Consider the following 25,253-nt stretch of genomic DNA (forward strand, 5'->3'; position numbering starts at 1 on the left):
AACTGAACAAATGCAACCACGCAAGGCTTCTGAAAGTTCAATAATTATGACCGAACTGGTGTTGCCCAATGATACCAATTTGTACGGTAACCTTATGGGAGGCCGGCTGATGTACTGGATGGATATCGCCGCGGCCCTTGCTGCCAGCAAACATTGCAATGCGCCGGTCGTTACAGCTTCCGTGGATAATATTTCCTTTGAGGCACCAATTAAGCTGGGCAATGTGGTACATATCGAAGCAAAAGTTACCCGATCTTTCAATACTTCTATGGAGATCCACATGAATGTATGGGGAGAAGATTTCACACACCAGTATAAGTACAAGAGCAATGAAGCCTATTATACTTTTGTTGCCCTTGATCCCAACCACAAACCACGTGCTGTTCCGGCTGTTATCGCCGAATCGGAAGATGAAAAAAAATTATTTGAATCCGCTTTGAGAAGAAGGCAATTGCGCCTTATTCTTGGTGGAAAAATGAAGCCTCATGATGCAACAGAACTAAAAGCACTGTTCCAGGCTACCTGAGTTTATAACCAGGCTATGATTTATTTGAGGCAGACTTTTCCTTGAATGTTTCTGCAAGGTGGGGCACTTTCATCATGTATTTCCTGCTCTGTTCTATGGAATCCATGATCTGTTCAAGAATCATCTCGTTAGGTGCATCAAAATCTATTACCAGCGGCTCTTTAAACTTTACGGTTAACAGGGAACCCTTTTTCTTAAAGGTCAATCCCTTCTTCCCGAAAGCACGCCAGAAACCATTAATGACAACCGGTATAACAATGGGCCTGTTTTTTTTGATGATCAGGGCTGTGCCTTTCCTGCCCGGGGCAAATGGCTTTGTCGTACCCTGGGGAAAAGTAATAACCCAGCTATTGCTTAATGCGCGTTCAATTTTTCTGGTATCTGACACTTCAAGTCCTTTCCTTACTTCAGTGGCCCCGGTCCGCCAGGTACGTTTCACTGTTAATCCACCCGCAAGCATAAAAAACTTGCTGATCCAACTGCCTTTCATGGTTTCTTCTGCGGCAACATAGTAAACATTGGTAAACGGATTCAACAAATAATAAGGCAGGCCAAGTTTGTTTTTCTTGCCCCATTTCACTGCACAGAAAATATGCAGGAATGTTATTACATCAGCAAAATAGGTTTGGTGGTTACTGACAAACAATACATTTTTCCGGGGAAGGTTTTCAATATTTTCAGTGCCGGAAATTTTTATCCTATTCACTATGGCAAGTCCGGGGTAGGATATAACTCCCACCACCGCATAAACCAGTTTCCTTACCAGTCGGATTTGCTTCAATCGATCAATCAGTTCACTCATGAAGGGGTCGTTGTTGGAACAAATAATCAGAGCCGCAATATACTGATTTGCGCATATATAGGGGTGTTTAATGAAAGGGCTGATTTGTATATTTGCGCATGATACAAAAAGCCGTCATTTTCGATATGGATGGCCTGCTGATTGATTCCGAGCCTTACTGGCAGGAAGCAGGCGTTGAAACCCTTTCCCTTTTTGGTGTACAGCTTACCCCGGAACAATACCACTCCAGCACCGGGTTAAGAACCATAGAATGGATAGACCATTGGTTCAGGTATTTTGGTATCGACCTGTCTAAAGCCCCGGATGCAATTCGGCAAATTGAAGAATCTGCCGTTGAAAAAATCAGGCTTTCCGCAACTCCGATGGACGGGGTTGAGCATATTATCAATTTTTTCCTGAAAAAGAATTACAAAATCGGATTGGCCTCTTCCTCGCCCATGAAGATGATTGATGTGGTTGTGAATAAGTTAGGCATAGGGCCTTTTCTAAACAGTATCAGTTCAGCAGGTGAACTGGATTATGGCAAACCCCATCCGCAGGTTTTTATAAATTGTGCTGAAGCACTGGAAACCTCACCCTTCCATTGCGTTTGCTTTGAAGATTCTTTTAATGGCATGATCGCGGCAAAAGCAGCAAAAATGAAATGCGTGGTTGTGCCTGCACCAGATCAATATTCACATAACAAATGGGGGTCTGCCGACCTGAAACTGAGATCCCTGGCTAATTTCAATGAATTATTACTGGAAGCCGTCTGGAACTGAGGAATTTCAAAATGAAAGAAGCCAGCGAACAATTCACTGGCTTCTTCTCAGATTATTTCATCGTAAATGATTCCAAAAACTTCGTGGTAAAATTACCGCTCCTGAAATCATCATTCTGCATCAGCTGCAAATGAAAAGGTATCGTTGTCTTCACACCTTCTATAACGTACTCACTTAATGCTCGGTACATCGTATCGATGGCTTCGTCACGGGTACGTGCAATCGTAATCAGTTTCCCGATCATGGAGTCGTAGTAGGGTGGAATCGTATAGCCTGCATAAACATGGCTGTCTACCCGAACGCCATGCCCTCCGGGCGTATGTAATACGGTGATCTTACCCGGACTGGGCCTGAAATCATTATATGGGTCTTCAGCATTGATCCGGCATTCGATGGCATGCATTTGTGGTTCATAATCGCGGCCGCTGATCGGTTCGCCCATGGCGATTTTGATTTGCTCCTTTATCAGGTCGAAATTGATTACTTCCTCGGTAACGCAGTGTTCCACCTGGATCCGCGTATTCATTTCCATGAAATAAAAATTGCGGTGCTTATCTACCAGGAATTCAATGGTTCCCACCCCTTCATATTGAATAGCCCCTGCAGCTTTTTTAGCCGCTTCGCCCATGGCATACCTTAACTCAGGGGTCATGAATGGAGACGGTGATTCCTCAACCAGTTTCTGGTGACGGCGCTGGATGGAACAATCGCGCTCACTCAGGTGGCAAACTTTTCCATACCGGTCACCGGCAATCTGGATTTCTATATGCCGGGGCTCTTCCACGAATTTCTCCATGTAGATGCCGTCATTTTTAAATGAGGCCTGGGCTTCTGCTTTTGCCTGGTCATAGGCCTTTTCCATTTCGGTATCCGACCAAACAACGCGCATTCCCTTTCCACCCCCACCGGCGGTGGCTTTGATGATAACAGGGTAACCCATTTCATGGGCTACGGTATACGCCTGGTCAAGACTGGCGAGTAATCCATCACTTCCCGGAATCACCGGCACACCGGCACGGATCATCGTTTCCTTGGCAGTGATCTTATCGCCCATCGCCCTGATCTGGTCGGGAGTTGGTCCTATAAATTTGATATTGTGCTCGCCACATATTTCCGCGAAACGGGCGTTCTCCGCCAGGAATCCATATCCCGGGTGGATTGCATCGGCATTGGTAATTTCAGCCGCTGCCATAAGGTGCGGAATATTCAGGTAAGAATCTGCACTTTGCGGACGGCCTATACAAACCGCCTCATCGGCAAATTTCACATGCAGGCTATCTTTATCGGCGGTAGAATAAACAGCAATCGTTTTGATGCCCATCTCGCGACAGGTCCTGATTATACGCAACGCAATCTCACCGCGGTTGGCGATCAATACTTTTTTAAACATCTTCCTTAAAGGTTTTAAAGTTCAGGGCCTGCTACGCAGGTTCAACCAGGAATAATGGTTGGTCGTATTCAACAGGGGAAGCATCTTCAACCAGGACTTTTACAATTTTCCCTTTTACTTCACTTTCAATTTCATTGAAGAGTTTCATGGCTTCAATAATGCAAACTACTTTTCCCGGGGTAACTTCTTCACCTACCTCAATGAAAAGTGGTTTATCGGGTGAGGAACGACGGTAGAAAGTACCGATCATCGGGCTCTTTATGGTAACCAGATTAGCATTTGCAGATTCAGTTGCTTTCGCCTTTTCGGCTGCCGGGGCTGCGGGTGCCTGTGAAGGCGCTGGCGCAGCCATTGGCGCTGCTGGAGCATGCGCATAAACAGGAGCTGCCATTACTTGCTGAATGTTGTCTTGCTTTTGCTTAATCGTAACCTTAAACCCTTTCTCCTCAATCGTCAGTTCACCGATGTTCGATTTGTTGATCAGTCGGATCAACTCCTGAATTTGTTTAAAATCCATTGTACTGAATTTACAGTTGGTGATCAATTTAGGCGGCTAAGATAGGAAAGATTGCCAATTTAAGATTTTAGATTTGAGAATCGATCCCCGGTAATAAAATTGCCCCTCGCCAGGAGGGGCAATATATTCATTTGCCAAAATAATTATTGTTCCTTCACACGCTCAACATAATCGCCCGTTTTCGTATTTATACGAATCAATTCACCTTCATTTACAAAAAGCGGAACCATAACTGTAGCGCCGGTTTCAACTTTTGCAGGCTTCAGGGTGCGGGTTGCCGTATCGCCTTTCATGCCGGGCTCACTATAGGTAACCTGTAATACAATTTTATCGGGCAACTCAATACTCATTGGCGTATCTGTATCGGTATTGATCAAAACCGATACTTCCTGGCCGTCTTTCAGGAACTGTGGCGCATCTACCAAAGTTTCCGCCGCAACAATCTGTTCAAATGTTTCATTGTCCATGAAATTATAGCCACTGTCATCCTTATAAAGGAATTGGTAGTTCTTTCTTTCTACACGTATCGGGTAAATAGTATCGCCACTGTTCCAGGTTTGTTCAATAGAACGGTTATTGTCCACACCTTTCAGCTTTGCCCATACTTTGGCGGCTGCACGGGCAGTTTTGTTTTCTCCGAATTCCACGATTTTGTACAAGCTGCCTTCTAACTTAATAATGAGGCCACGGCTGATGTCCGATGTATTTGCCATAACGAATTACAATTTTTTCAATTCAAATTTTTCTCGAGGGTGCAAAGCTACTGTAATTCGGTTACAAGGCAAGTGGGCGGTCTTAAATGCCCCTTAACATTTGTCTTTCCCAACTGATAAAATGGCTAAGGGATTGAAAAGAGTGACTTTTTTTGATTTTTTGAGGGAAATGTTAATAACGCCGTTCTTCCCTTTTTCACCATATTTCTCAATGGCCATTTTCCCCTTATAAATGGTCATTTCGGCTATATCCTCCGGAGCTAATGCTTTGATATCCTTTTTGGTGGCTTCTTTCCCTTCTATGAAGTAAAGTGGTTGATTTTCAGGGTCTATTTCGGTCTCATCATTTTTTTCTACTATGGTAATGCTTGTGGCTTTGATCGAAATAGATTCTTCTTCAGGTTTAACGGCTGGGGTTGGTGTGGCTTTTGGGCCAACAGCCGGAACAGGGGTTATATGAACAGATGGTGCCCGACTTACCACTGGTGCCGGAACTTCCGGCAATTCGCCGTATTTTTTCTCAAAGGCTGCCTTTTCTGTTGGATCAGCAAGGTTATAGGTCTCGGTCTTACCATTTTTCAGCCTGACCTTTGCCGCTTTATTATCGACTTGTATGCTACGAACATTTTCTGGCAATTTGGGTGCTGGCGGAGGTGGTGGTGGCGCCAATGCTGGCGGAGGCGGCGGGGGAGCCAGGCTAACTTCCACTAATCCAGGCATAGCAGGAGCTGCAGGTGCAGCAGGCGGCCGCGGAGCGATTAGTTTACCGTATAACGCCTCAAACCTATCCTTGTCCTTATTCCAATCGGTCAGTAATATGGCTTTTACCAGTGCCTGGGATTTGTCTTTCACAATCACAATACATTCCCCTGAATTATCTGCTACTGTAAGGTAATACCCCTTCTCGTTGATGGCAACCTTTCCCCCTGCCGGTGCAAGCTGCGGCAAGGTATCCATGGCCGTTACAGCCTTATCCGGCGTTGTTCTTTGCGGCTCCTGGTCCTGCCTGAAGGCCAGCAATAAAACTGCAATTATAGGAAGTGCAAAAAGAAACTTAATAAGGTGCACCTTCGCTGATTTGATCTTGTTCATCATGGTGATTCTTGTTTTAAGTGCTGAAAAATTTAAATGACTGGCAATGCTGAATTGCTGTTGCCCGATTACTTTTAATAATAAATGCTGGTACTGCCGCCGGTCCAATCCATGTTCCAATACCTGCCTGTCTGCAATAAATTCCAGGTTTTGCCTTATGGCCTGCCTTAACAACCAGGCAAATGGATTAAACCAGTTTAGCGCGACCAAAATCTCAGAAAAAATGATATCTGCCGTATGGTGCTCCCGCACGTGCACCATTTCATGCCGGATGATATCTTTCAATTCTGCCTCACTGTGCTGTGCAGGATGGATAAAGACCGACATCCCGAATGAAAATGGAATAATGGGATGGCTTACTTCATACAATTTAATGCCTTCATCCGTCAGCAAACGGGCCCGTTTGTGCATCCGGTAAAGTGAAAAAAATTGTACCGCAATCCTGGCCAGCATTACTACAACCCCTGCCGCAAATACCAGCAAAAATGCATCAAATACTGTCCAGCGATTTTCCTGAAACAACGCTGCATTGGCCGTCCGGCTATGCATCGCCGGAACTAACCGAAACAATTGTCCGGTGGGATGGCTTTCCATCCAACTATAAATATTCATCAGGGGCAAAAAGAAACAAACGAAAGCATAACCTGAAAGATACCAGCGGTTCCACTGGTAAAATGTTAGCCTGCCAAGCAATAGTTTGTAAAACAAATACACAGCCGCTAAACTGATCGAAACTTTCAATACATACCATAAAATATCTGGCATAACCCCGGTTTTTACTGATCTTTTTGTTGTTTACCTTCTATCATGCCCAGTATTTCTTCCAGTTCTTTTTTACTGAGCTGCTTTTGCTCCACAAAAAAATTAACCATGGCTTTGTAGGAGTTATCAAAATAATCCCTGATAAAATTCCCCATGAACCCCTTCTTATATTCCGCTTCGGTTATTGTTGGACGGTAGATGTATGTATTCCCGATTAACCGGCTCTGGAGGTAGCCTTTCTTCTCCAGGTTTTTCACAGTAGACGCAAGGGTAGTATAAGGTGGCACCGGAGGCTCCATACTCTCCAGGATAGCTTTTACATTTCCCTCCCCCGTTTTCCAGGCAGCCTGCATGGCCTGCTCTTCCTGTGTCGTTAACTTTTCCATTTCTACGATGTTTTCGTAAACCTACGACATAATCGTAGCAATTCGGCATAAAATTGTTAAAATATTTGTTAAGCTCTTTAAGTGCGGTTTTGCGCCTAATTTTATTGCATGAAAACATTACGCCGAACTTTTTATACGGTGTTACTGGCTATTCTGGCATTTTCTGCCAAACCAGTTTCTGCCCAGAACACAGATCCATCCGTCGTTGCCCCATTTCTGCGCTACCCCACCATTCCACCATTCGAAATAAAAACCCTCGACGGCAAAACCATTCATCGCGAGGACCTGGCAAAAAGACAAGGCACCCTGATTATGTTTTTCAGTCCCGATTGCCACCATTGCACCGAACAGGTAGAGTCAATAAAAGCCATTATCAATGATTTCCAGAAGTATAACCTGGTATTAGCCACCTACCAGCCAATGAACGACCTCCAGCTTTTCTATGACAGGTATAAGTTGTCGGAATGGAAGAACCTGTATTTAGGCAGGGATGAAAAGTTTTTTTTCCCCCCCTACTATAAAATTGCCAACCTGCCGTTCATAGCTTTATACGACCGTAAAGGCAACCTGCTAACATCATTCCAGGGAACAACCCCGGCAGATAAAGTTTTAAATGGATTTGCGAAAAAGAATTGATCGCCCTTCCATTATCTTTGCCCCGCAAATCAATCTCTCACGCATTAAATATTCATACATGAAAGTAACTGTAGTTGGTGCCGGCGCCGTAGGTGCTACATGCGCTGACAATATTGCCCGTAAAGAACTTTGCCAGGAACTGGTGTTGCTGGATATCAAGGAAGGCCTTGCAGAAGGTAAAGCCCAGGACATGATGCAAACAGCAGCCCTGCTTGGTTTTGATACCAAAATTACCGGGTCTACCAATGATTACAGCAAAACTGCCGGCAGTAGCGTGGTGGTAATTACTTCTGGAATTCCCCGTAAACCGGGAATGACCCGTGAAGAACTGATCGGCACAAACGCAGGTATCGTAAAAAATGTCTGTGAAAATATCCTGAAATATTCTCCTGATGCAATCATCATTGTCATTAGTAACCCAATGGATACCATGACCCAATTGGCGCTGACTGCAACCGGTCTGCCTAAAAACCGGATCATCGGCATGGGTGGCACATTGGATAGCGCCAGGTTCAAGTACCAGCTGAGCCAACGCCTGAACTGCTCTCCTTCCGACCTGAATGCCCTGGTAATCGGCGGTCACGGAGACACCACAATGATTCCCCTGATCCGGTTTGCTACCTGGAATTCCATCCCTGTAACAAAGTACCTCAGTGCGGCTGAACAAGAGCAAATCGTTGCTGATACAATGGTTGGCGGTGCAACACTCACCAAACTTATCGGCACTTCTGCCTGGTATGCACCAGGAGCAGCAGGAGCAGCAATGGTGGAAACTATTGTACGTGATGAAAAGAAATTATTTAGCTGCTGCGTTCAACTGAACGGGGAATACGGCCAGACCGATATTTGCCTTGGTGTTCCAGTGGTAATCGGAAAGAATGGCTGGGAAAAAATCGTTGATTTTGACCTTAATGACGAAGAAAAAGCACTTTTCAAAAAAAGTGCAGATGCTGTCAGGACAATGAATGACGTACTTAAAACACTGTAATTCAGTATATTGAATAATTTAAAAACCGGCAAGCGCCGGTTTTTTTTATGCATCTTAAAAAAATATTTCCCCAACTATTTTGAAGCCGATACTATTCTATTAGTTTTGTATTACGTTTACATTCTCTCCAACACCTATCTAAAGCTTTCTGGGTGAATAAACCCGCTTTAATCCTTGCTGTAAAAAGCAAGTTATTCTGAAACCTATTCAAACAAAAAGTGTATGATCAAGCCTTTACTCACCGTAGTATTGTCTTTGCTGGGGTTGTTGTCAAACGCACAAGATGCTGAACTTCCTGCTCAAAGAAACCCGCTCCTCAATTCGGTTATCAGCCCGTATTCCAACCCGCGAATCAATCCGGGGAAGAACATGCGTATTAACCCGAAACAAAACTGGAATATCAATCCATCTATGAATGATGGGATTAATCCGGACAAGAACAAGCTTATCAATCCTAAATTCAACAAGGATTTTAGTCCGCAAAGCAACCACAGTATCAATCCCATGTATACATTCAGCCTGCACCCGCTGAGTAATGATACCTGGAAAGGATATTATGTGTTCGATAAGGACAGCAAAATGGCGGGCTATATGGTAATTGCCAACCAGTTTGTAGTGCTGGATTTTGACGAAAAAGGAACCTGGAAAGGATACCTCGTTAAAACCAGTTCAAACACGTACAATTATTTTAACCTGCAGGATGAATGGACCAGGACTTTTTTCTGTGAGGATTCAATGGTTGGCTTCAACCAGTTTGATGGTACTGGCGAATGGACAGGTATTTACGCCAAATAATCAGCGCACTGCCAGTATTTGCCGGGCCAGTTCCCTGATCTGCTGCAAAGGAATTTCCTGCATACATTTGAAATGTCCTTTAGGGCATTTTTCATAACCTATTTTGGTGCAGGGTCTGCAGTGCAGGCCCTGCACTTCCACTATTTCATACGACTTATTTGCCGAATAGGGATTTTGGTTGCCATAATAAGGATACATTCCAAATGCAGGCACCGTATTTCCCCAAACAGAGATTATTGGCTTCCTGAAAGCAGCAGCAATATGCATTAAGCCGGTATCATGTGTTATGACTAATTTGGCCTGCCTTACCAGGTCGGCGGATTCATTCAGGCTAAACTTACCACAGGCGTTATAAATTTTTACAGGGTCAATCGCTGCCAGCGCTTCACCATTAACCTTGTCTTCCGGACCCCCTAAAACAATGATAGGATGGTCTATACTGGCAACCAGTTCCTTAAGTCGCTCCAGGGGCAATCGCTTGGTGGCATGTGCTGCTCCAATTACCAGACCAATATAACCCAACTGGTGTGGGGCAGGGATATCTGATTGTTGTATGCTATCCTCTGCAGGTATAAAATAATCAAGTCCCTTCCCGTCATTTACAACCCCCAGTCCCTCTGCCGTTTTCAGGTATCGGTCCACGATATGTATGTTGGGCATCAGGTTTATTTTCAGGTTCGTGTACAACCATTTTTGGATATTGAGTTTATGGAAACTCTTCGCCTTACACTGCAAGGCATTCTTAATGCGCAAAGACCTGAGATTATTATGCAGGTCAACCACAAAATCAAAATGCTCTCCCTGAAGTTCTTCTATCGTCTCATTGATATCGTCCTCCAGGAAATGCATCCGGTCGATATACGGGTTAGATTTTAATACGGCCGAGAATGATTTCTTGGTAAGGTAATGCAATTCAATGCCGTCAACCTGCTTTTTCAAACAGCGTATAACCGGTGTTGTTAGTACAATATCGCCGATAGAAGAAAACCTTATGATGAGTACTTTCATACTTCCACAAAATTCAGGTCTTTCCCAAATGTTTCCTGTGTAAATATTGCCGCAATGGTAGAGATAACCATGATTACTACAGCTGTAATTATGCCGCTGTGTATAAAACCATAGCTGGCCTGGAGCCCGGTAAATAACAAGGTGATCAGGTTCAGCGAGCCCCTCACCATATTTGGCACCGTGGTGGCTGCGGTAGCACGCAGGTTAGTTCCAAACTGCTCTGCTGCCATTGTAACGAAAATAGCCCAGAACCCAGTTCCAAAACCCAACAATGCACAAGCCCAGTAGAGATCCTGAGCAGTTGCCCCTTCCAGGTTAAAAAACCAGGCCATACCAATAATGGTTATGCCATAGAAAAGGAACAAGGCTTTTTTACGGCTCTTTAACAGCTGGCTTACCAGCCCGATGATGATATCACCAAGGGAAATTGCCGCATAGGCATACATGACAGATTTCCCCGGGTCAATTTCGCCACTCACATTCATTTGCTTGCCAAACTCTTTGGAAAAACTTACCAAAATACCAATCACATACCATGTAGGAAAACCAATCAGGATACTTAGCATATATCGCCTGAAACGGTTGGCATTGGTAAAAAACATCAGGAAATTCCCTTTGCTCACCTGGCTTTGCTTTACCTGGTGGAACATGCCCGATTCAGCCACTTTAATCCGGAGGAAAAGCAATATAAACCCTAGCGTCCCGCCAATAAAATAGCAGGTCCGCCATTCAAAATGCTGCTTCATGAAATAGGCCAGCACAGCACCGGATAACCCGATACCGGCCACCAATGAAGTCCCCACCCCACGGCGGTCTTTTGGCAACAATTCACTGACCAGCGTAATGCCCGCGCCTAATTCACCTGCAAGGCCTATCCCTGAAATAAAGCGTACCAATGCATATTGGTTTACAGTCTGCACAAACCCGTTGGCAATATTTCCAAGTGAATACAAAATAATAGAAGCAAATAAAACACTAAGGCGTCCCTTTTTGTCTGCCAGCACACCCCACAAAATGCCGCCTACCAAAAGGCCAAGCATTTGTATATTAATAATAAACAATCCGTCATTCTTGATTTGTTCATCACTTAATCCGAACGATTGTAAGCTGGGTATCCTGATGATACTGAATAATAAGAGGTCGTAGATATCAACGAAATAACCAAGTGCGGCTACAATAACAGCAATATTAAAAACGGAAGCCCTGGGTGAAATGGTTTGGTTCATAGTTTCGGAAGTTATTATCCCTGCGGATATGATCTGGATTTTGCTTTTCCTGTAATTAGTTTGAAAATGACCGGGGCGGTAGTAACCAGTATAATTCCTATTACAATTATCTCCAGGTGTTCTTTCAGTTCAAAGCCGAATTGGTTTTTCACCCATTTCTGCAAAAAATGACCGGCAAATATCATACTGATTACCCATGAGATACAGCCCACAATATTAAAAAATGCAAACTTCTTTTTATCCATCCCCACAATGCCTGCAATGATTGGCGCAAAGGTCCTTACGATTGGCAGGAAGCGGGCGAATACAACTGCACCGCCGCCATGTTTGTCATAAAAATCATGTGCTTCATCGAGGTACCTTTTCTTGAAAAAGAAATTGTCTTTCCATCGGAACATAGTCGGACCAATTTTACGCCCAAACCAGAAACCCATTGTATTCCCTATTATACCTGCAAACGAAACCAACCCTACAAGGATAAACAGGTCAATCCATTCATTTTCCAATCCGCCTAAAGCAAATATTTTCAGGAATTCATGCGCCAGGTTGGTGCTGTATATGCCTGCCACAAACAGCAAACTGTCACCCGGTAAAAAGAACCCGGCAAATAGCCCGGTTTCTGCAAAGACAATCAATAACAACAACCACAATCCGCCATAAGCAATATAAAACATAGGGTTCAGCATGTCTTTCCAGTGGAAAAACTTGTGCACTACCACTACTTTTTCCGGGGTCAGTTGCTGGTAAACAAATTCAATTGTGTCGTGGGCTTCTGCCAGCAGCCGGACTTTTTCATCAGGCACCAGCTGCACCGTTGCATAGCCTTCCTTATTTGCTGAATAAGATTGTTCCCCTGTTTTTGTCTGGAGGCTGAATGAAGCCACAGGAGACTCATACTGGTCTATTACCCTAAGCTTAACTTCCTGCTGGGCATTAGCCTGCAAAACGAATAGAATCGTTACAATCAGTATCCAGGTGCTTTTACATTTTTTTTTCATAACTATTTCAGGGTTTAGCCCTCCAGTTCTCCTTCCCATTTACTTACAACAGTTGTTGCGAGAGCATTCCCCAGTACATTAGTCATACTCCGGAACATGTCGCAGAAATGATCGATCGGCAAAATTAAGGCAATACCCTCAGGTGGAATTTTAAACATGCCACAAGTGGCTGCCACTACAACCAGCGAGGCCCGCGGAACACCTGCAATCCCTTTGCTGGTAAGCATCAGTACTATTAACATCGTGAGCTGCGTTCCCAGGTCAAGGTGTATACCATAAGCCTGGGCAATGGCCAGGCTTGCAAATGTCATGTACATCATACTGCCATCGAGGTTAAAACTATAACCCAGCGGCAAGATAAAGGATACAATTTTATCGCGGCAACCAAATCGTTCAAGCTCTTCCGTTAGTTTTGGAAAAACAGCTTCGCTGGATGTTGTACTGAATGCAATCAGGAGCGGTTGCGCAATGGATTTCAACAATTTGGGAAGCCTTTTACCCAGCAGTAAAAAACCAACCAGCAATAAAATCGACCATAATACCAAAATGCCAATCAGGAAATACAAAAGGTATAACCCGTAAAACTTAAACACTTCAAGCCCCTTTACAGCAATAACAGCGGAGATGGCGCCAAATACACCCAGGGGAGCAAAAGCCATCACATAATTCACCATTTTCAAAATAATATGGGATATACCCTCCAGTGCTTTAATGACGGGTTTTGCATATGCGCCGATTGATGTTGCGGCGATACCAAAAAAGATACTGAACACCACCAGCTGCAGTATTTCATTGGTGGCCATGGCTTCTATTACGCTTTTCGGAAATACGTGTTCCACGAAATTGGTCAGGGTGAAGGCTTTTGTTTTCCCGACCAGGTCCTGCGCTCCGGTGCTGTCTGCATTACTCAGGTCAATAGCGGTTCCCGGCTGGAAAAAATTTACCAGTACCATGCCGATCAATAAACTAACCAGGGATGCAGTGATGAACCAAAGCATAGCTTTCCCTCCTACCCTGCCAACAGCAGTGAGGTCTCCCAACTTGGCAATACCTACCACAAGCGTGGAAAATACCAGGGGTGCTATAATCATTTGCACCATCCGCAAAAAGATGGTGGTCAGCAGTTTAATGTTTGCAGCGAAACCGGAAATCCACTCTGGTGTTGCAGCCTGGTGAACTACATACCCGACCAGGACACCCAATACCATTGCTATTAATATATATACCGTTAACCTGTTTTTTTTAACCATTGTGAGGTGTTGTACTTGACGTTAGGAAGGCCGAAAATTCAAAAAAATCCTGATGCTACCAAAATAATCGGCTGAAATCAGCGACCAATCAAAGTTTACTGGCCACTAATGGAATTATTATTTATTTTACGGGCTTCAAAACTGCATCAAAAAACAATTAACGCTTATATGAGTTTATTCAGAAAAAAATCACTTTCTCAATTACTGGCCACGGCTGCTGATTCTGAAAAGGGATTGAAAAGAACCCTCGGCGCCGTTAACCTCGTTGCACTGGGTATTGGCGCCATTATCGGTGCCGGATTATTTGTACGTACTGCTGCAGCTGCCGGCCAGGCTGCCGGACCTGCAGTAACAATATCCTTTATCGTTGCTGCTGTAGGGTGTGCATTTGCCGGACTTTGCTATGCTGAGTTTGCATCTATGATTCCAATTGCAGGCAGCGCATACGCCTATTCTTATGTAACCATGGGTGAACTGATAGCCTGGATCATAGGCTGGGCCCTCATAATGGAATATGCCCTGGGGGCAGCTACTGTTTCTATAGCCTGGAGTGAATACCTGAATAAGCTACTGGGGGGCAGCATTCCTTATGAATGGTGCCATTCACCCTTTGAAAGTTTCACAGACTCTGCCGGGATAGCCCACAAGGGATTAATCAACGCACCCGCCCTGCTGATTTTGTTATTATTAACCCTCTTACTGATCAAAGGCACCCAGGAAAGTGCTTTTGTAAACGCTATTATCGTTTTTATTAAAGTGGCGATCGTGCTGATCTTCATTTTCGTAGGCTGGAAATTCATCAAACCCGAAAACTATGTCCCCTACTTGATTCCCGAACATACGCCGCCAGTGCTTGATTCTGCCGGTAAGGAAATCGTGAACTATAGTGGCGTTTTCAAACATGGCTGGGGTGGTGTTTTAGGCGGCGCAGCAATAGTTTTCTTTGCCTTTATTGGTTTCGATGCCGTATCTACTGCCGCCCAGGAAGCCAAAAACCCCAAACGTGATATGCCTATTGGTATTTTAGGCTCACTGGTGGTTTGTACCATATTGTATATCTTATTCGGGCATGTATTGACCGGTGTTGCCCACTGGCAGGATTTTGTTGACCCGGAAAAGGGTCGTGAAGCCTCAGTTGCCTATGCCATTACGGCCTATATGCCCGGGTATGGCTGGCTTGCAACGGCTGTAACCGTAGCCATCCTCGCTGGTTTCTCCTCTGTTATCCTGGTCATGTTAATGGGCCAAAGCCGTATTTTCTATACTATGAGTAATGATGGGTTAATCCCGAAAGCTTTTGGTGTATTGCACCCAAAATTCAAGACACCTTATAAAGCAAATATTATTTTATTTGTTTTTGTAGGCCTCTTTGCTGCATTTGTTCCCGGCCATGTTGCCGGCGACCTCACCAGCTTCGGAACCCTGTTTGCTTTTGTTTTGGTAAGCATTGGTGTTTGGATCATGCGGATAAAAAACCCGGAAATCCCGCGGTCTTTTAAAACCCCACTGGTTCCCCTGGTGCCAATCCTGGGTGCACTCATCTGTACAGGCATGATTGCTGCCATTGACCTTACCACACTTAAAGTGGCAATTGGCTGGATGGCCGTAGGTCTTATAGTGTATTTTACCTATAGCCGAAAAAACAGTATGTTGAACGAACCCGGTCACTCGCCCGCAGAAATCCTGCCGAACGCAAAGGATTTTAATTAAACCCATTTTGATATATTAAAAACCCGCTATCTGAAAGGTTTGCTTACCCGGCAGATCTCCAGTAAGCGGGTTTCTTTATTTTTTTAGGGTTGATTTTTTACCTTTGCGCTCCGATTGACAGGCAATAACAATATAAATTAGTAAAACCTACAAATATTATGGGTCGCATATTTGAAGTACGGAAAGCCACCATGTTTGCCCGCTGGGACAGGATGGCCAAACAATTCACAAGGATTGGTAAGGAAATAGCCATTGCCGTTAAAGCAGGTGGCCCGGATCCGAATACCAATCCGGCCCTTCGCCGTTGCTTCCAGAATGCCAAGGCAGTGAACATGCCAAAAGACAGGGTGGAAGCTGCTATCAAAAGATCGCAGGGCAAAGACATGGAGAATTACGAAGAAATTCTTTATGAAGGCTACGGTCCGCATGGTGTGGCCATCTTAGTGGAAACAGCAACAGATAACCATGTCCGTACGGTTGCCAATGTTAAATCAATTTTCAACAAAGGTGGTGGCGCTTTGGGCAATAGCGGAAGCGTTAGTTTCCAGTTCAAGAAAATGGGTGCTTTCCGGTTAAAGCCGGAAGGCCTGAATGCCGAGGATATGGAACTTGAACTGATTGATTACGGATTGGAGGAACTGGGGGAAGGAACCGGTGAGAATGGCGAAGATGTACTGGTGGTGCGCTGCGGATTCACCGATTTCGGGAATATGCAAAAAGCATTGGAAGATAAAGGGATTACACCAATAAGCGCTGAAGTGGAATGGATCCCGCTTAACACAGTTGAACTGTCTGAAGAGCAGGCCCAGGATGTATTGAAACTGGTCGATAAAATTGAACAGGATGAAGATGTGCAAAAAGTCTTCCATAACCTGGCCTGACCTTAAAATTAATCTGTAAAAAAGCCTGTTTTATAAAACAGGCTTTTTTATGCATTTAAGAAAACAATAACTTAACTTGTATACACACACAGGATTAGTGCTGTCATTTCCGTCCCCCCTCCGCCCCTCATAAGTACTCCTACACCCCTGCAACCAAAGATACCTAACACTCAATCTTTGTATATGCGTAAAAAACACCACCAGTTTCTTTGCTATTTATCAAATGGCAGGAAACAAATCATGCGATTGTTTTTATTGCTTCTTGCCATTTCCGTTTCCTGTCAGCAAATCCTTGCCCAGTCTGCTAAATTGCCAGTTTATGCCGCCATCAATTACTACAAGCTGAAACCCGGCAAGGAGGAAACATATACCAGCCTTGTAAAATCAACAACGCACAAAGTCCTGGAGTACCAGTTTAAGCAAAAGTCAATCATCGGATGGTATTTTTATGAAGTACTAATCCCGGACGGTGAACAGACCCCGTACAATTTTGTATCGGTAATTATATCCAACAATTTCAGCGACCTGGTCGATAACCCTGTAATTCCAAAAGACATGTACGCGAAAGCCGTAAGCGGACCAACCAGCTACCAGCAATTCATGACACAGCTGCTGGATTGCCGGACGCTGGCAAAAAGGGAAATTTACCTTCACCGGGCAGGGATAGACGCTAAGAAAGCAATTTCACCCTATGTTGAAATTGACTATATGAAACCCAATCCGGGCCGGACAGCAGATTATGTAAAAATGGAAACAGAAGTTTACTACCCTATACACCAGGAAAGAATGAAACTGGGTGCCCTGAATGACTGGGGATTGTATGAAAAGTTATTGCCTTATGAATTCAACGCAGAAAGCGATTTTTTTACAGCCAACTTCTTCGATAACCCAAGGTCCATTATAGATTCCAAATATGAAGAGGCCTTCAACAGTATGCCAAACAATATAGATTTTATAAGGCTCAGCGGGCAGGCAGATCAAACCCGGAAAATGGTCCGGAGTGATCTTTGGAAATTAGTAGATTACATAGACCAGAATAACACAAAATAAAATTAAGGCAGGGAACAGCGGATAATGTTTTAAACCCTGTTCCCTGCCTTAGTAAAGAATTATACCCTTAACAGAATTATTCTGCCATCATCTGCTGGATTACGTCAATAATATCTTCGACATTCGGCTTGCTGAAATAATCACCGTCACTGGCATAAGCTGCACGGTGTTGTTTGGAACTTAAAGTCCTTGGCGCCACATCAAGCCAGCGGTAACCGCCCTGCTCTTCCATTACTTTATTATACATATACGCTGTAGCACCGCCAGGAACATCCTCATCCACAAAAAGAATCCTGTTGGTCTTTTTCAGTGAAGCCAGGATCTGGTGATGGATATCAAATGGCAATAGGGTTTGTACATCAAGCACTTCACAATCGATATTATTTTTTGCCAAATAATCTGCAGCTTCCAGGGCTATGCGAAGCGTTGAACCATAAGATACCACGGTAATATCTGCACCCGGCCTAACGATTTCTGGTATCCCTAAAGGAACAGTAAAACCGGTAAGATTTTCAGGTAATTTTTCTTTGAGCCGGTAACCGTTCAGGCATTCGATCATAATGGCCGGGTCGTTACCCTGCAGCAGGGTATTGTATAAGCCTACTGCCTGAACCATATTCCTTGGAACACAAACAAACATGCCCCGCAGTGAGTTGATGACCATGCCCATCGGAGACCCGCTATGCCATATACCTTCAAGCCGATGTCCACGGGTCCTGACAATAAGCGGGCAGCTCTGTTTTCCAAAAGTGCGGTAATGGGTAGTGGACACATCATCGCTTAAAGGCTGGAGGCCATATAATAAATAATCGAGGTACTGTATTTCCGCAATCGGACGCAATCCCCTGAAAGCAGCACCGATCCCCTGCCCCATGATGGTGAGCTCACGTATACCGGTATCTGAAATCCTGTATTCGCCATGCTTGGCCTGTAACCCGGCAAAGCCCTGGTTCACATCCCCAATATATCCTACATCTTCCCCAAAGGCCAATACCTTAGGGTTGGTCGTAAACAGCTGGTCAAAATAACGGTTTAAGATTTCATATCCGTTCAGTATCGGGGCATCTGCAGCGTACTGCACTTTATTCTCTGCAACTTTTAGTGCGCTCTTCGGCCCTTCGTTATAGAGGTGCGTATTGTATAATGTTGCATTAAGGCTTTTCAATTCTTTATAATAATCCTTTAACCAGAAAGCGCTGTCGTGATTTCCAGCCAGGCTTATTACCTGGTGCAGGGTGTGCATCACATCCCGGCGCAAAGGTTCTTTCTCTGCCTGCAATTTTCTTATGGGTATATTTATTGCTTCAGCCTTTTCCGGTATCTGTTGCATAACACTTTGTGCAAGTTCCACTACCCTGTCCACTTGTTCCTTGATAGGCCTCAGGTATGCATTCCAGGCTTTATTCTTACTGTCGCGTACTGTCTCCTTCGCCTTCAGTTCAATATCAGATAACTCCTCTTCACTACTAAGTGCATTTTCAAGTATCCATTCCTTGAATTTTTTTATGCAATCAAATTCACGTTCCCATTCCAGCCTTTCTGGCGTCTTATAGCGTTCATGGCTACCCGAAGTTGAATGTCCCTGGGGCTGGGTCATTTCTTCTATATGAAATACCGCTGGTATATGGGTGTCCCTTATCTTTTTAATAGCGGGTTCCATCAGCTCCACCATACCTGCATAATCCCAGCCTTTCAGCCTGTAGATATCAATTCCGTTGGTGCCCTCCTTTTGCTGGAATCCTTTCAGCACTTCGGAAATAGATCCCTTGGTTGTCTGGTATTTCTTGGGTACTGAAATACCGTATCCGTCATCCCATATAAAAATGGCCAGGGGCACCTGCATAACCCCGGCAGCATTGATGGTTTCCCAAAAATGGCCCTCTGATGTAGCAGAATCTCCAATGGTGCAGAAACAAACTTCATTTCCATTGTTGGATAAATCAGTAAACTCTTTAAGCCGGTCTACCTTCCTGAATACCTTGCTGGTAAATGCAAGTCCCAGTGCGCGGGGCATCTGCCCGGCTGTGGGCGCCATGTCGCTGGTTACATTTTTCTGGTGGGCTAAAGGCATCCAGTTGCCTTCCGCATCCACATTAGGCGTAGCGAAATGGGAATTCATCTGGCGGCCAGCGCTGAATGGATCTTCGCTGATATCGGGATTAGCATACAGCTGTGAAAAAAATTGCTCCAGCGTGGCGAGTTTGCTGGCAAAAATAAAGGTTTGGTCACGGTAATACCCTGCCCGGAAATCGCCTGGCCTGAAGAATTTTGCCGCTGCAATCTGCGCCAGCTCCTTTCCGTCTCCAAAGATGCCGAATTTGGCTTTTCCGGTAAGGACTTCCTTCCGTCCTATCAGGCTGGCCTCGCGGCTTATACAGGCCAACTGATAATCACGGAGAACTTCATCGCAAAAGCGATCGAAACTCAGCTTTTCAGAAGCCAATAAGTCGTTTTCCAAGAGATTTTCCATGCAACAAATCTAAAGGAAAAAGACCGAAGCGAACAACTGTTAGCCCTACCCGCCGGGTAATTCCCGGCGGGAATTACCCGGCGGGTGAAAAAAGCCGCATTAACTCATTAATAACAAATGTCTTACCCCGGATTTTAGCAAAATCCACCACAATAGCTACATTTGTTATGCGTTCTATATTTATATGAAAAAAATCATACTCCTGCTCACTTTGGCTTTGGGAACATTTTCCCTGATGGCACAATCGGGAAATGCTGCCGGTTCTGAGGACCTGGTAAGTATCGCGCCGTCCCATGATTTCGGGACCATAAGGCAGGGAAGGCCTGTTACATATGATTTTACACTGACCAATACCGGTAAAGAAGTAGTAAAAATTGATAACGTAGCCGCCAGTTGTGGCTGCACTACCCCAAAATGGTCTGGCGACGCTATTGCACCAGGGCAATCAACCCTGATTACAGTTGGGTATAATGCGGCCGCTGAAGGACTTTTTGAAAAATCTGTTACCATATCATACAACGGAATCCATACGAAAACAATCTATATAAAAGGTCAGGTGGCTAAATCAATGCCATCAGCTCCTCCAAATAGCTCTGTAACTTTACTGAAACAAGTCAATTAAACAACGTTAAATCAATAATTATGAAATCACTTGCGCTTACCTTATTCGCAGTTGTACTAAGTGCTTCTATCTTTGCCCAGGGGAAGAAAGCTGATGAATTCGCGAAATTTTCTGAACAGAAATTCAACTTCGGTAAAATCAAACAAGGTGTACCTGTAAACCACGTTTTCGAATTCACCAATATTTCTGACCAGCCACTGGTTATAGAAAGTGCCACAGCAAGTTGTGGTTGCACTACCCCGACATGGCCACAGCAGCCAACCGCAAAGGGCAAGAGCAATAAAATCACTGCTGGTTTTAATGCCGCCTCAGCTGGCCCGTTTGAAAAAACAATTTTTGTAAAAGTGGCAGGTGCAGACCAGCCCCTTGAATTGCGCATCAGTGGTGAAGTTTTAAACGCTGAACAATATGCGAAATTCGAAAGTGAAAAAGACAAGAAATCAGGAAAATAAGCATCCCTGTAAAATAATACAGCCTGGTACAGCATTGTACCAGGCTTTTTTTTTCTTATATTAGGGAAAATTGCACTCTATATGAACCTCAAACCATTTATCGAGTACCTCGAAACGCTATATGTTCAGCCTGGTAAAAAAATTTCTTTGAAGAAGGATTTCCATACAGACTATGACCAAAAAATGATGACGAAAGAGGATGGGGCGAATTTATTGGAGTATGGTATTGAAAATCTCGCCAAGATGCAGGACAAACTGTATGCACATAACCGGAACAGTATGCTCATTGTGATTCAGGCAATGGATGCCGCCGGAAAAGACAGCGCTATAAAACATGTTATGTCAGGGCTAAATCCCCAGGGTGTCCAGGTGACAAGTTTTAAAACCCCCTCCAAAGAAGAACTGGATCACGATTACCTCTGGCGACACACTAAAGCCCTGCCTGCACGCGGGGATATCGGCATTTTCAATCGCTCACATTATGAAAATGTTTTGGCAACAAGGGTTCATCCTGAATATATACTCAATGAAAATCTTCCAGGCATTGAAAAAGTAAAAGATATTACAGAAGATTTCTGGTTACAAAGGTTCAAACAAATTAACCGTTTTGAAAAAAACCTGGTACAGACCGGCACAGTCGTATTGAAATTTTTCCTGCATGTGTCAAAAAAAGAACAGAAAAAGCGCCAGCTGGAAAGAATTGATGACCCCACAAAAAACTGGAAATTCGCTGCAGGTGATATCGCAGAAAGGGGCTATTGGAATGAATATATGGCAGCTTATGAAGAAATGCTTAGCGCTACATCTAAAGAATATGCTCCATGGTATGTGTTACCCGCAGATGACAAATGGTTTACCCGGGTTTGTATGGCTGCTGTCATAATTCATGAATTCAACAAAATAGACCCTACTTATCCCAAAATCAGTGACGCGCAGAAAAAAGAATTGATGGCCATCAGGGAAAAATTAATGGCTGAAAAAGACTCATAGGAAAAAACTGCCCAATAAAAAACTGGTAGCTACTGCTACTGAAATAGCCACCATTCCGGGCCGGATAAAACTATGATTAAAAATATATTTCCCAATTTGCGTTGATCCTGTGCGATCCACATTTATAGCTGCCAGTAAAGTTGGATACCCTGGTAAAACAAAATCACTGTTCACGGCCGGGAATACTCCAATTAAGGCACCATGGGATAAGCCAAGCGTTAGTCCCAGTGGCATCATCGCACGGGTCGTTGCAGCCTGGCTGAACATTAGTATCCCCATCATAAATACAGCTATCGCAAATGTCCAGGGATACAGGTTAATAATACTGCCCATAGCCGATTTTATAGCTGTTTCATTATGCGCCATAAAAGTGGCGCTCATCCATACAACACCAAAAACCGAAACGACAGCCGCAGCCATTGCAGTAAATAACGTTGCCTTCATTACTTCTGCCGATTTTGTTTTTGTGATTCCCATCATTACTGCCGATGCAGACAAAGTTACCAGAACAATTATGGCTGCCATTTTAAGGGTACCATCGGCCTTGACAGCGAAATTCTCCTTACCCTCGCCCAGGTTTGGCAACAATGCGGGGAACGCCCCGAATACCACCACAAATAGAATTGCCGCCCCGAATACCAGCACCGATTTTTTGGCGCCGGGCTTTAGGTCGCGCTTTGTTTGCTGTATACCTGAATTGATCCAGCTGCTGAATTCCGCATCTTTCATTTTCTCAAGAAAAACCGGATCGGCTTCTAATTCCTTCCCCATTTTTATTGCCGTAAAACAACCGGCAAGGACACCCAGCAAACAGGCAGGTATACAAACCATCATGATATGGATGGTTGCACCATTGTAGGCCAGGATGGTGGCCAGTGCCGCTGTTGCTGCACTCATAGGACTTCCGGTTAATGCCAGGTGGGCTGCTACAACGGAAATGCTGAGTGGCCGCTCAGGACGGATCCTTTTCTTGGCAGACACTTCTGCAATGATGGGCAACAGGGAATAAACCACGTGCGAGGTGCCGGCAAAAAGGCAAAGGAAAAACACCGTAAACGGGGCAATGAATACAATCCTCGACGGATTACTCCGGATAATTTTTTCTGCCACACCCACCAGGTAATCGAGTCCTCCCGCAGCCTGTAAAGTAGCCGCAGTGGTGACAATAGCTAAAATAATCAGCATCACATCCAGCGGGGGTTCCGCGGGCCGCATCCCAAATCCCAGGACAAATACCAGCATGCCCAGCATCCCCATCACACCTAACCCAATTCCCTTCATCCGGGAACCGATCAATATCATCGCGATTAAAATAATAAACTGGATCCAGATCATACCGTATTCTCCAACATTTACAGGAAGATAAAAAGATCGGATCATATACAGCAACTATCTTTGGGGCATGTTACAAATAAGTCAGCGCGGCAGGGATATGCCGCCTTCACCTATCCGCAAACTGGTTCCGTTTGCTGAAGCCGCAAAGAAAAAAGGCGTGAAAGTGTACCATCTGAATATCGGCCAACCTGATATCGAAACGCCAAAAGCGATGGTGGATGCCGTGCGCAACCACGATTTTAAAGTCCTGGAATACAGCCACAGCGCAGGCAATGAAAGCTACCGCCGCAAACTCGTGGAATATTATAAAAAAGTGGGCATTACGGTTAACTATAACCAGATCATTGTTACCACAGGCGGTTCAGAAGCGATCCTGTTTGGGTTTATGGCATGCCTGGACCCGGGTGATGAAGTAATTATTCCGGAACCCTTTTATGCTAATTATAACGGGTTTGCTGTAGCTGCCGGAGTTGTTGTTAAACCGATCACTTCTTATATAGAAAATGGTTTTGCACTTCCCCCAATTTCTGAATTTGAAAAAGCCATTACTCCCCGTACCAAAGCCATCGTTATCTGCAATCCCAATAATCCAACCGGGTACCTGTATAGCCGCGAGGAACTGGAAGTCCTGAAACAAATTATTCTCAAGCACCAGTTGTTCCTGTTTGCGGATGAAGCATACCGCGAATTTTGTTATTCGGGGGAACATTTCAGCGCCATGCGACTGGAAGGGGTTGATGATCATATTGTATTGATGGATACCATATCCAAACGTTACAGCGCATGCGGTGCAAGGATCGGTGCTTTTGTAACCCGCAACCAGTCATTGCTCGATACAGTAATGAAGTTTGCACAGGCCAGGCTGAGCCCGCCGGGTTTTGCCCAGGTTGCTGCCGAAGCTGCGGTTGACCTGCCCGACAATTATTTTGACGGATCAAAAACTGAATACCTGAGAAGGCGGGATGCCCTTGTAAGCCGGCTCAATGCTATGCCCGGGGTATTCTGCCCAAACCCCGGCGGGGCTTTTTATGCCATTGCCCGCCTGCCTATTGATGATGCCGATAAATTTTGCCAATGGTTGCTGGAAAGCTTTTCTTACAAAGACCAAACGGTTATGCTGGCCCCGGCAACCGGGTTCTATGGAACTCCCGGTCTCGGGAAAAATGAGGTACGCCTGGCTTACGTATTAAATGTACCCTCCATACATGCGGCTATGGATTGCCTTGAAAAAGCGCTTGAAGTCTATAACAAACGATAAAAAACGGTTGTATTCCGGCAGAAAATTGTCGATTCATTTCGCAAATTAATCCTGATGCTATATTTTTGCGTCCCGCTGGCGAGGTAGCTCAGGTGGTTAGAGCGTTGGATTCATAACCCAAAGGTCTCGGGTTCAACTCCCGATCTCGCTACAAAAGCAATTTTAAGCAACCCATTTACGCAGTAGTAAATGGGTTTTTTCATTTTATCCCCATAAATACTGGTGAAAAGTTTTCAAATCCAGGGGTTTCAACTTATCCATCCGGCTAATGCTGTTTTTGTCCGGTAAATCTTCCAACTCCCTGCTGTATACATTCTGCATGGATCTTAAGGGAGCTGCATAGCCTGCTACCATTGCGGGGTCATTGATAGTGAATTTTTCATAACGGGCGGCCAGCAGGAATTTTTCCTGGTTTTTGCCTGGGCCGCTGTGGTAGTAACCACTCGCGGAATACAAGTTTTTTCCCGAAGGAGCCTTTTAATTTTCCGGTAATGACAGAATTGTTAGCATGTGCCATGATGAAATTGGATTTAAATAAAAAATTGGGCTTAAGATCTTCCGGTCCCAAAAATCAAACCACAACCACTATTTTTCTTCAATTATGTGACGGTCTACACCCATTCCTGTGACGGGCT

Annotated in this window: 25 protein-coding genes and 1 tRNA gene; 13 read left to right on the forward strand and 13 right to left on the reverse strand. The window is 44.5% G+C overall.

Annotation, left to right across the window (positions count from 1 at the left end; translation table 11 throughout):
* The first annotated feature begins 10 nt into the window (after positions 1–10).
* Positions 11–526 (forward strand): acyl-CoA thioesterase, encoded by a 516-nt coding sequence (locus LAQ65_RS08020; RefSeq protein WP_224116429.1) that lies wholly within the window; start codon positions 11–13, stop codon positions 524–526.
* Between the two features lie 13 nt (positions 527–539).
* Here the strand turns inward: LAQ65_RS08020 and LAQ65_RS08025 are convergent, their stop codons facing one another.
* Entirely contained in the window at positions 540–1,328 is a 789-nt protein-coding gene (locus LAQ65_RS08025; RefSeq protein WP_224116430.1) for a lysophospholipid acyltransferase family protein, read from the reverse strand.
* Positions 1,329–1,426: 98 nt separating this feature from the next.
* Between LAQ65_RS08025 and hxpB the strand changes: the two genes are divergently transcribed.
* Positions 1,427–2,089: a hexitol phosphatase HxpB gene (gene hxpB / locus LAQ65_RS08030; RefSeq protein ID WP_224116431.1), complete on the forward strand. Its 663-nt coding sequence runs from the start codon at positions 1,427–1,429 to the stop codon at positions 2,087–2,089.
* Positions 2,090–2,141: 52 nt separating this feature from the next.
* Here hxpB and accC read toward each other — a convergent pair whose 3' ends face one another.
* From accC to LAQ65_RS08055, 5 genes are all read right to left on the reverse strand, one after another.
* Positions 2,142–3,479 carry an acetyl-CoA carboxylase biotin carboxylase subunit gene (gene accC / locus LAQ65_RS08035; RefSeq protein WP_224116432.1) on the reverse strand — a complete coding sequence of 446 codons (1,338 nt, stop codon included), beginning with the start codon at positions 3,477–3,479 and terminating at the stop codon, positions 2,142–2,144.
* Positions 3,480–3,510: 31 nt separating this feature from the next.
* Positions 3,511–3,996: an acetyl-CoA carboxylase biotin carboxyl carrier protein gene (accB, locus tag LAQ65_RS08040; protein WP_224116433.1), complete on the reverse strand. Its 486-nt coding sequence runs from the start codon at positions 3,994–3,996 to the stop codon at positions 3,511–3,513.
* Between the two features lie 143 nt (positions 3,997–4,139).
* Complete coding sequence (gene efp / locus LAQ65_RS08045; protein ID WP_224116434.1) at positions 4,140–4,709, reverse strand: elongation factor P; 570 nt, start codon at positions 4,707–4,709, stop codon at positions 4,140–4,142.
* Positions 4,710–4,802: 93 nt separating this feature from the next.
* A complete protein-coding gene (locus LAQ65_RS08050) occupies positions 4,803–6,566 on the reverse strand; it encodes a M56 family metallopeptidase (protein ID WP_224116435.1) in 1,764 nt (587 codons plus the stop codon).
* An 11-nt stretch (positions 6,567–6,577) separates the two neighbouring features.
* Positions 6,578–6,949, reverse strand: coding sequence for a BlaI/MecI/CopY family transcriptional regulator (locus LAQ65_RS08055; protein ID WP_224116436.1), 372 nt, complete (start codon positions 6,947–6,949; stop codon positions 6,578–6,580).
* Between the two features lie 108 nt (positions 6,950–7,057).
* Here LAQ65_RS08055 and LAQ65_RS08060 point away from each other — a divergent pair, with 108 nt between their 5' ends.
* The 3 genes from LAQ65_RS08060 (at position 7,058) to LAQ65_RS08070 (ending at position 9,368) form a co-directional block, all read left to right on the forward strand.
* Positions 7,058–7,585 (forward strand): TlpA family protein disulfide reductase, encoded by a 528-nt coding sequence (locus LAQ65_RS08060; protein ID WP_224116437.1) that lies wholly within the window; start codon positions 7,058–7,060, stop codon positions 7,583–7,585.
* A 58-nt stretch (positions 7,586–7,643) separates the two neighbouring features.
* Positions 7,644–8,573 (forward strand): malate dehydrogenase, encoded by a 930-nt coding sequence (gene mdh, locus LAQ65_RS08065; protein ID WP_224116438.1) that lies wholly within the window; start codon positions 7,644–7,646, stop codon positions 8,571–8,573.
* Positions 8,574–8,795: 222 nt separating this feature from the next.
* Positions 8,796–9,368 carry a hypothetical protein gene (locus tag LAQ65_RS08070; RefSeq protein ID WP_224116439.1) on the forward strand — a complete coding sequence of 191 codons (573 nt, stop codon included), beginning with the start codon at positions 8,796–8,798 and terminating at the stop codon, positions 9,366–9,368.
* Here the strand turns inward: LAQ65_RS08070 and LAQ65_RS08075 are convergent, their stop codons facing one another.
* The 4 genes from LAQ65_RS08075 to LAQ65_RS08090 are packed head-to-tail and all read right to left on the reverse strand — an operon-like array spanning position 9,369 to position 13,850.
* Positions 9,369–10,376, reverse strand: a complete 1,008-nt coding sequence (locus LAQ65_RS08075; RefSeq protein WP_224116440.1) for a glycosyltransferase family 9 protein — start codon at positions 10,374–10,376, stop codon at positions 9,369–9,371.
* Positions 10,373–11,602 (reverse strand): MFS transporter, encoded by a 1,230-nt coding sequence (locus LAQ65_RS08080; protein ID WP_224116441.1) that lies wholly within the window; start codon positions 11,600–11,602, stop codon positions 10,373–10,375. Before LAQ65_RS08080 ends, LAQ65_RS08075 begins: the two co-directional genes overlap by 4 nt.
* A 14-nt stretch (positions 11,603–11,616) precedes the next feature.
* A complete protein-coding gene (locus LAQ65_RS08085; RefSeq protein ID WP_224116442.1) occupies positions 11,617–12,600 on the reverse strand; it encodes a DedA family protein in 984 nt (327 codons plus the stop codon).
* 14 nt (positions 12,601–12,614) lie between these two features.
* Positions 12,615–13,850 (reverse strand): dicarboxylate/amino acid:cation symporter, encoded by a 1,236-nt coding sequence (locus tag LAQ65_RS08090; protein ID WP_224116443.1) that lies wholly within the window; start codon positions 13,848–13,850, stop codon positions 12,615–12,617.
* 168 nt (positions 13,851–14,018) lie between these two features.
* Here LAQ65_RS08090 and LAQ65_RS08095 point away from each other — a divergent pair, with 168 nt between their 5' ends.
* The 3 genes from LAQ65_RS08095 (at position 14,019) to LAQ65_RS08105 (ending at position 17,491) form a co-directional block, all read left to right on the forward strand.
* Complete coding sequence (locus LAQ65_RS08095; RefSeq protein WP_224116444.1) at positions 14,019–15,560, forward strand: amino acid permease; 1,542 nt, start codon at positions 14,019–14,021, stop codon at positions 15,558–15,560.
* A 158-nt stretch (positions 15,561–15,718) separates the two neighbouring features.
* Complete coding sequence (locus LAQ65_RS08100) at positions 15,719–16,441, forward strand: YebC/PmpR family DNA-binding transcriptional regulator (RefSeq protein ID WP_224116445.1); 723 nt, start codon at positions 15,719–15,721, stop codon at positions 16,439–16,441.
* Between the two features lie 183 nt (positions 16,442–16,624).
* Positions 16,625–17,491: a hypothetical protein gene (locus tag LAQ65_RS08105; RefSeq protein WP_224116446.1), complete on the forward strand. Its 867-nt coding sequence runs from the start codon at positions 16,625–16,627 to the stop codon at positions 17,489–17,491.
* A 76-nt stretch (positions 17,492–17,567) separates the two neighbouring features.
* Here the strand turns inward: LAQ65_RS08105 and LAQ65_RS08110 are convergent, their stop codons facing one another.
* Positions 17,568–19,961 (reverse strand): thiamine pyrophosphate-dependent enzyme, encoded by a 2,394-nt coding sequence (locus tag LAQ65_RS08110; RefSeq protein ID WP_224116447.1) that lies wholly within the window; start codon positions 19,959–19,961, stop codon positions 17,568–17,570.
* Between the two features lie 184 nt (positions 19,962–20,145).
* On the opposite strand from LAQ65_RS08110, the gene LAQ65_RS08115 reads away from it, so the two are divergent.
* The 3 genes from LAQ65_RS08115 to LAQ65_RS08125 all read left to right on the forward strand — a co-directional run bounded on the left by LAQ65_RS08115 (position 20,146) and on the right by LAQ65_RS08125 (position 22,025).
* A complete protein-coding gene (locus LAQ65_RS08115) occupies positions 20,146–20,583 on the forward strand; it encodes a DUF1573 domain-containing protein (RefSeq protein ID WP_224116448.1) in 438 nt (145 codons plus the stop codon).
* A gap of 20 nt (positions 20,584–20,603) precedes the next feature.
* Entirely contained in the window at positions 20,604–21,035 is a 432-nt protein-coding gene (locus LAQ65_RS08120; RefSeq protein ID WP_224116449.1) for a DUF1573 domain-containing protein, read from the forward strand.
* Positions 21,036–21,116: 81 nt separating this feature from the next.
* Positions 21,117–22,025: a polyphosphate kinase 2 family protein gene (locus tag LAQ65_RS08125; RefSeq protein WP_224116450.1), complete on the forward strand. Its 909-nt coding sequence runs from the start codon at positions 21,117–21,119 to the stop codon at positions 22,023–22,025.
* On the opposite strand, the gene LAQ65_RS08130 is transcribed toward LAQ65_RS08125, so the two are convergent.
* Positions 22,020–23,405 carry an anaerobic C4-dicarboxylate transporter family protein gene (locus LAQ65_RS08130; RefSeq protein WP_224116451.1) on the reverse strand — a complete coding sequence of 462 codons (1,386 nt, stop codon included), beginning with the start codon at positions 23,403–23,405 and terminating at the stop codon, positions 22,020–22,022. The two genes, LAQ65_RS08125 and LAQ65_RS08130, sit on opposite strands and share 6 nt — an antisense overlap.
* A 22-nt stretch (positions 23,406–23,427) precedes the next feature.
* Here LAQ65_RS08130 and LAQ65_RS08135 point away from each other — a divergent pair, with 22 nt between their 5' ends.
* Both LAQ65_RS08135 and LAQ65_RS08140 read left to right on the forward strand, forming a co-directional pair.
* The gene (locus tag LAQ65_RS08135; RefSeq protein ID WP_224116452.1) at positions 23,428–24,618 is read left to right on the forward strand and encodes a pyridoxal phosphate-dependent aminotransferase; all 1,191 of its coding nucleotides are present in this window, start codon (positions 23,428–23,430) and stop codon (positions 24,616–24,618) included.
* A 77-nt stretch (positions 24,619–24,695) separates the two neighbouring features.
* A tRNA-Met gene (locus tag LAQ65_RS08140) sits at positions 24,696–24,769 on the forward strand.
* Between the two features lie 53 nt (positions 24,770–24,822).
* On the opposite strand, the gene LAQ65_RS08145 is transcribed toward LAQ65_RS08140, so the two are convergent.
* Positions 24,823–25,074 (reverse strand): hypothetical protein, encoded by a 252-nt coding sequence (locus LAQ65_RS08145; protein ID WP_224116453.1) that lies wholly within the window; start codon positions 25,072–25,074, stop codon positions 24,823–24,825.
* Positions 25,075–25,253 lie beyond the last annotated feature (179 nt).

The sequence above is a fragment of the Flavihumibacter profundi genome (genome assembly GCF_020076305.1).
Classification (GTDB): Bacteria; Bacteroidota; Bacteroidia; order Chitinophagales; family Chitinophagaceae; genus Flavihumibacter; species Flavihumibacter profundi.

Coding starts and splice junctions, on each gene's coding strand:
- LAQ65_RS08025 (WP_224116430.1), bottom strand. CDS start 1,328: ATGAGTGAACTGATTGATCGATTGAAGCAAATCCGACTGGTAAGGAAA.
- LAQ65_RS08100 (WP_224116445.1), top strand. CDS start 15,719: ATGGGTCGCATATTTGAAGTACGGAAAGCCACCATGTTTGCCCGCTGG.
- LAQ65_RS08125 (WP_224116450.1), top strand. CDS start 21,117: ATGAACCTCAAACCATTTATCGAGTACCTCGAAACGCTATATGTTCAG.
- LAQ65_RS08135 (WP_224116452.1), top strand. CDS start 23,428: ATGTTACAAATAAGTCAGCGCGGCAGGGATATGCCGCCTTCACCTATC.
- LAQ65_RS08105 (WP_224116446.1), top strand. CDS start 16,625: ATGCGTAAAAAACACCACCAGTTTCTTTGCTATTTATCAAATGGCAGG.
- LAQ65_RS08090 (WP_224116443.1), bottom strand. CDS start 13,850: ATGGTTAAAAAAAACAGGTTAACGGTATATATATTAATAGCAATGGTA.
- LAQ65_RS08020 (WP_224116429.1), top strand. CDS start 11: ATGCAACCACGCAAGGCTTCTGAAAGTTCAATAATTATGACCGAACTG.
- LAQ65_RS08050 (WP_224116435.1), bottom strand. CDS start 6,566: ATGCCAGATATTTTATGGTATGTATTGAAAGTTTCGATCAGTTTAGCG.
- mdh (WP_224116438.1), top strand. CDS start 7,644: ATGAAAGTAACTGTAGTTGGTGCCGGCGCCGTAGGTGCTACATGCGCT.
- LAQ65_RS08085 (WP_224116442.1), bottom strand. CDS start 12,600: ATGAAAAAAAAATGTAAAAGCACCTGGATACTGATTGTAACGATTCTA.
- LAQ65_RS08070 (WP_224116439.1), top strand. CDS start 8,796: ATGATCAAGCCTTTACTCACCGTAGTATTGTCTTTGCTGGGGTTGTTG.
- accB (WP_224116433.1), bottom strand. CDS start 3,996: ATGGATTTTAAACAAATTCAGGAGTTGATCCGACTGATCAACAAATCG.
- LAQ65_RS08055 (WP_224116436.1), bottom strand. CDS start 6,949: ATGGAAAAGTTAACGACACAGGAAGAGCAGGCCATGCAGGCTGCCTGG.
- LAQ65_RS08080 (WP_224116441.1), bottom strand. CDS start 11,602: ATGAACCAAACCATTTCACCCAGGGCTTCCGTTTTTAATATTGCTGTT.
- LAQ65_RS08095 (WP_224116444.1), top strand. CDS start 14,019: ATGAGTTTATTCAGAAAAAAATCACTTTCTCAATTACTGGCCACGGCT.
- hxpB (WP_224116431.1), top strand. CDS start 1,427: ATGATACAAAAAGCCGTCATTTTCGATATGGATGGCCTGCTGATTGAT.
- accC (WP_224116432.1), bottom strand. CDS start 3,479: ATGTTTAAAAAAGTATTGATCGCCAACCGCGGTGAGATTGCGTTGCGT.
- LAQ65_RS08075 (WP_224116440.1), bottom strand. CDS start 10,376: ATGAAAGTACTCATCATAAGGTTTTCTTCTATCGGCGATATTGTACTA.
- LAQ65_RS08110 (WP_224116447.1), bottom strand. CDS start 19,961: ATGGAAAATCTCTTGGAAAACGACTTATTGGCTTCTGAAAAGCTGAGT.
- LAQ65_RS08130 (WP_224116451.1), bottom strand. CDS start 23,405: ATGATCCGATCTTTTTATCTTCCTGTAAATGTTGGAGAATACGGTATG.
- LAQ65_RS08115 (WP_224116448.1), top strand. CDS start 20,146: ATGAAAAAAATCATACTCCTGCTCACTTTGGCTTTGGGAACATTTTCC.
- LAQ65_RS08060 (WP_224116437.1), top strand. CDS start 7,058: ATGAAAACATTACGCCGAACTTTTTATACGGTGTTACTGGCTATTCTG.
- LAQ65_RS08120 (WP_224116449.1), top strand. CDS start 20,604: ATGAAATCACTTGCGCTTACCTTATTCGCAGTTGTACTAAGTGCTTCT.
- efp (WP_224116434.1), bottom strand. CDS start 4,709: ATGGCAAATACATCGGACATCAGCCGTGGCCTCATTATTAAGTTAGAA.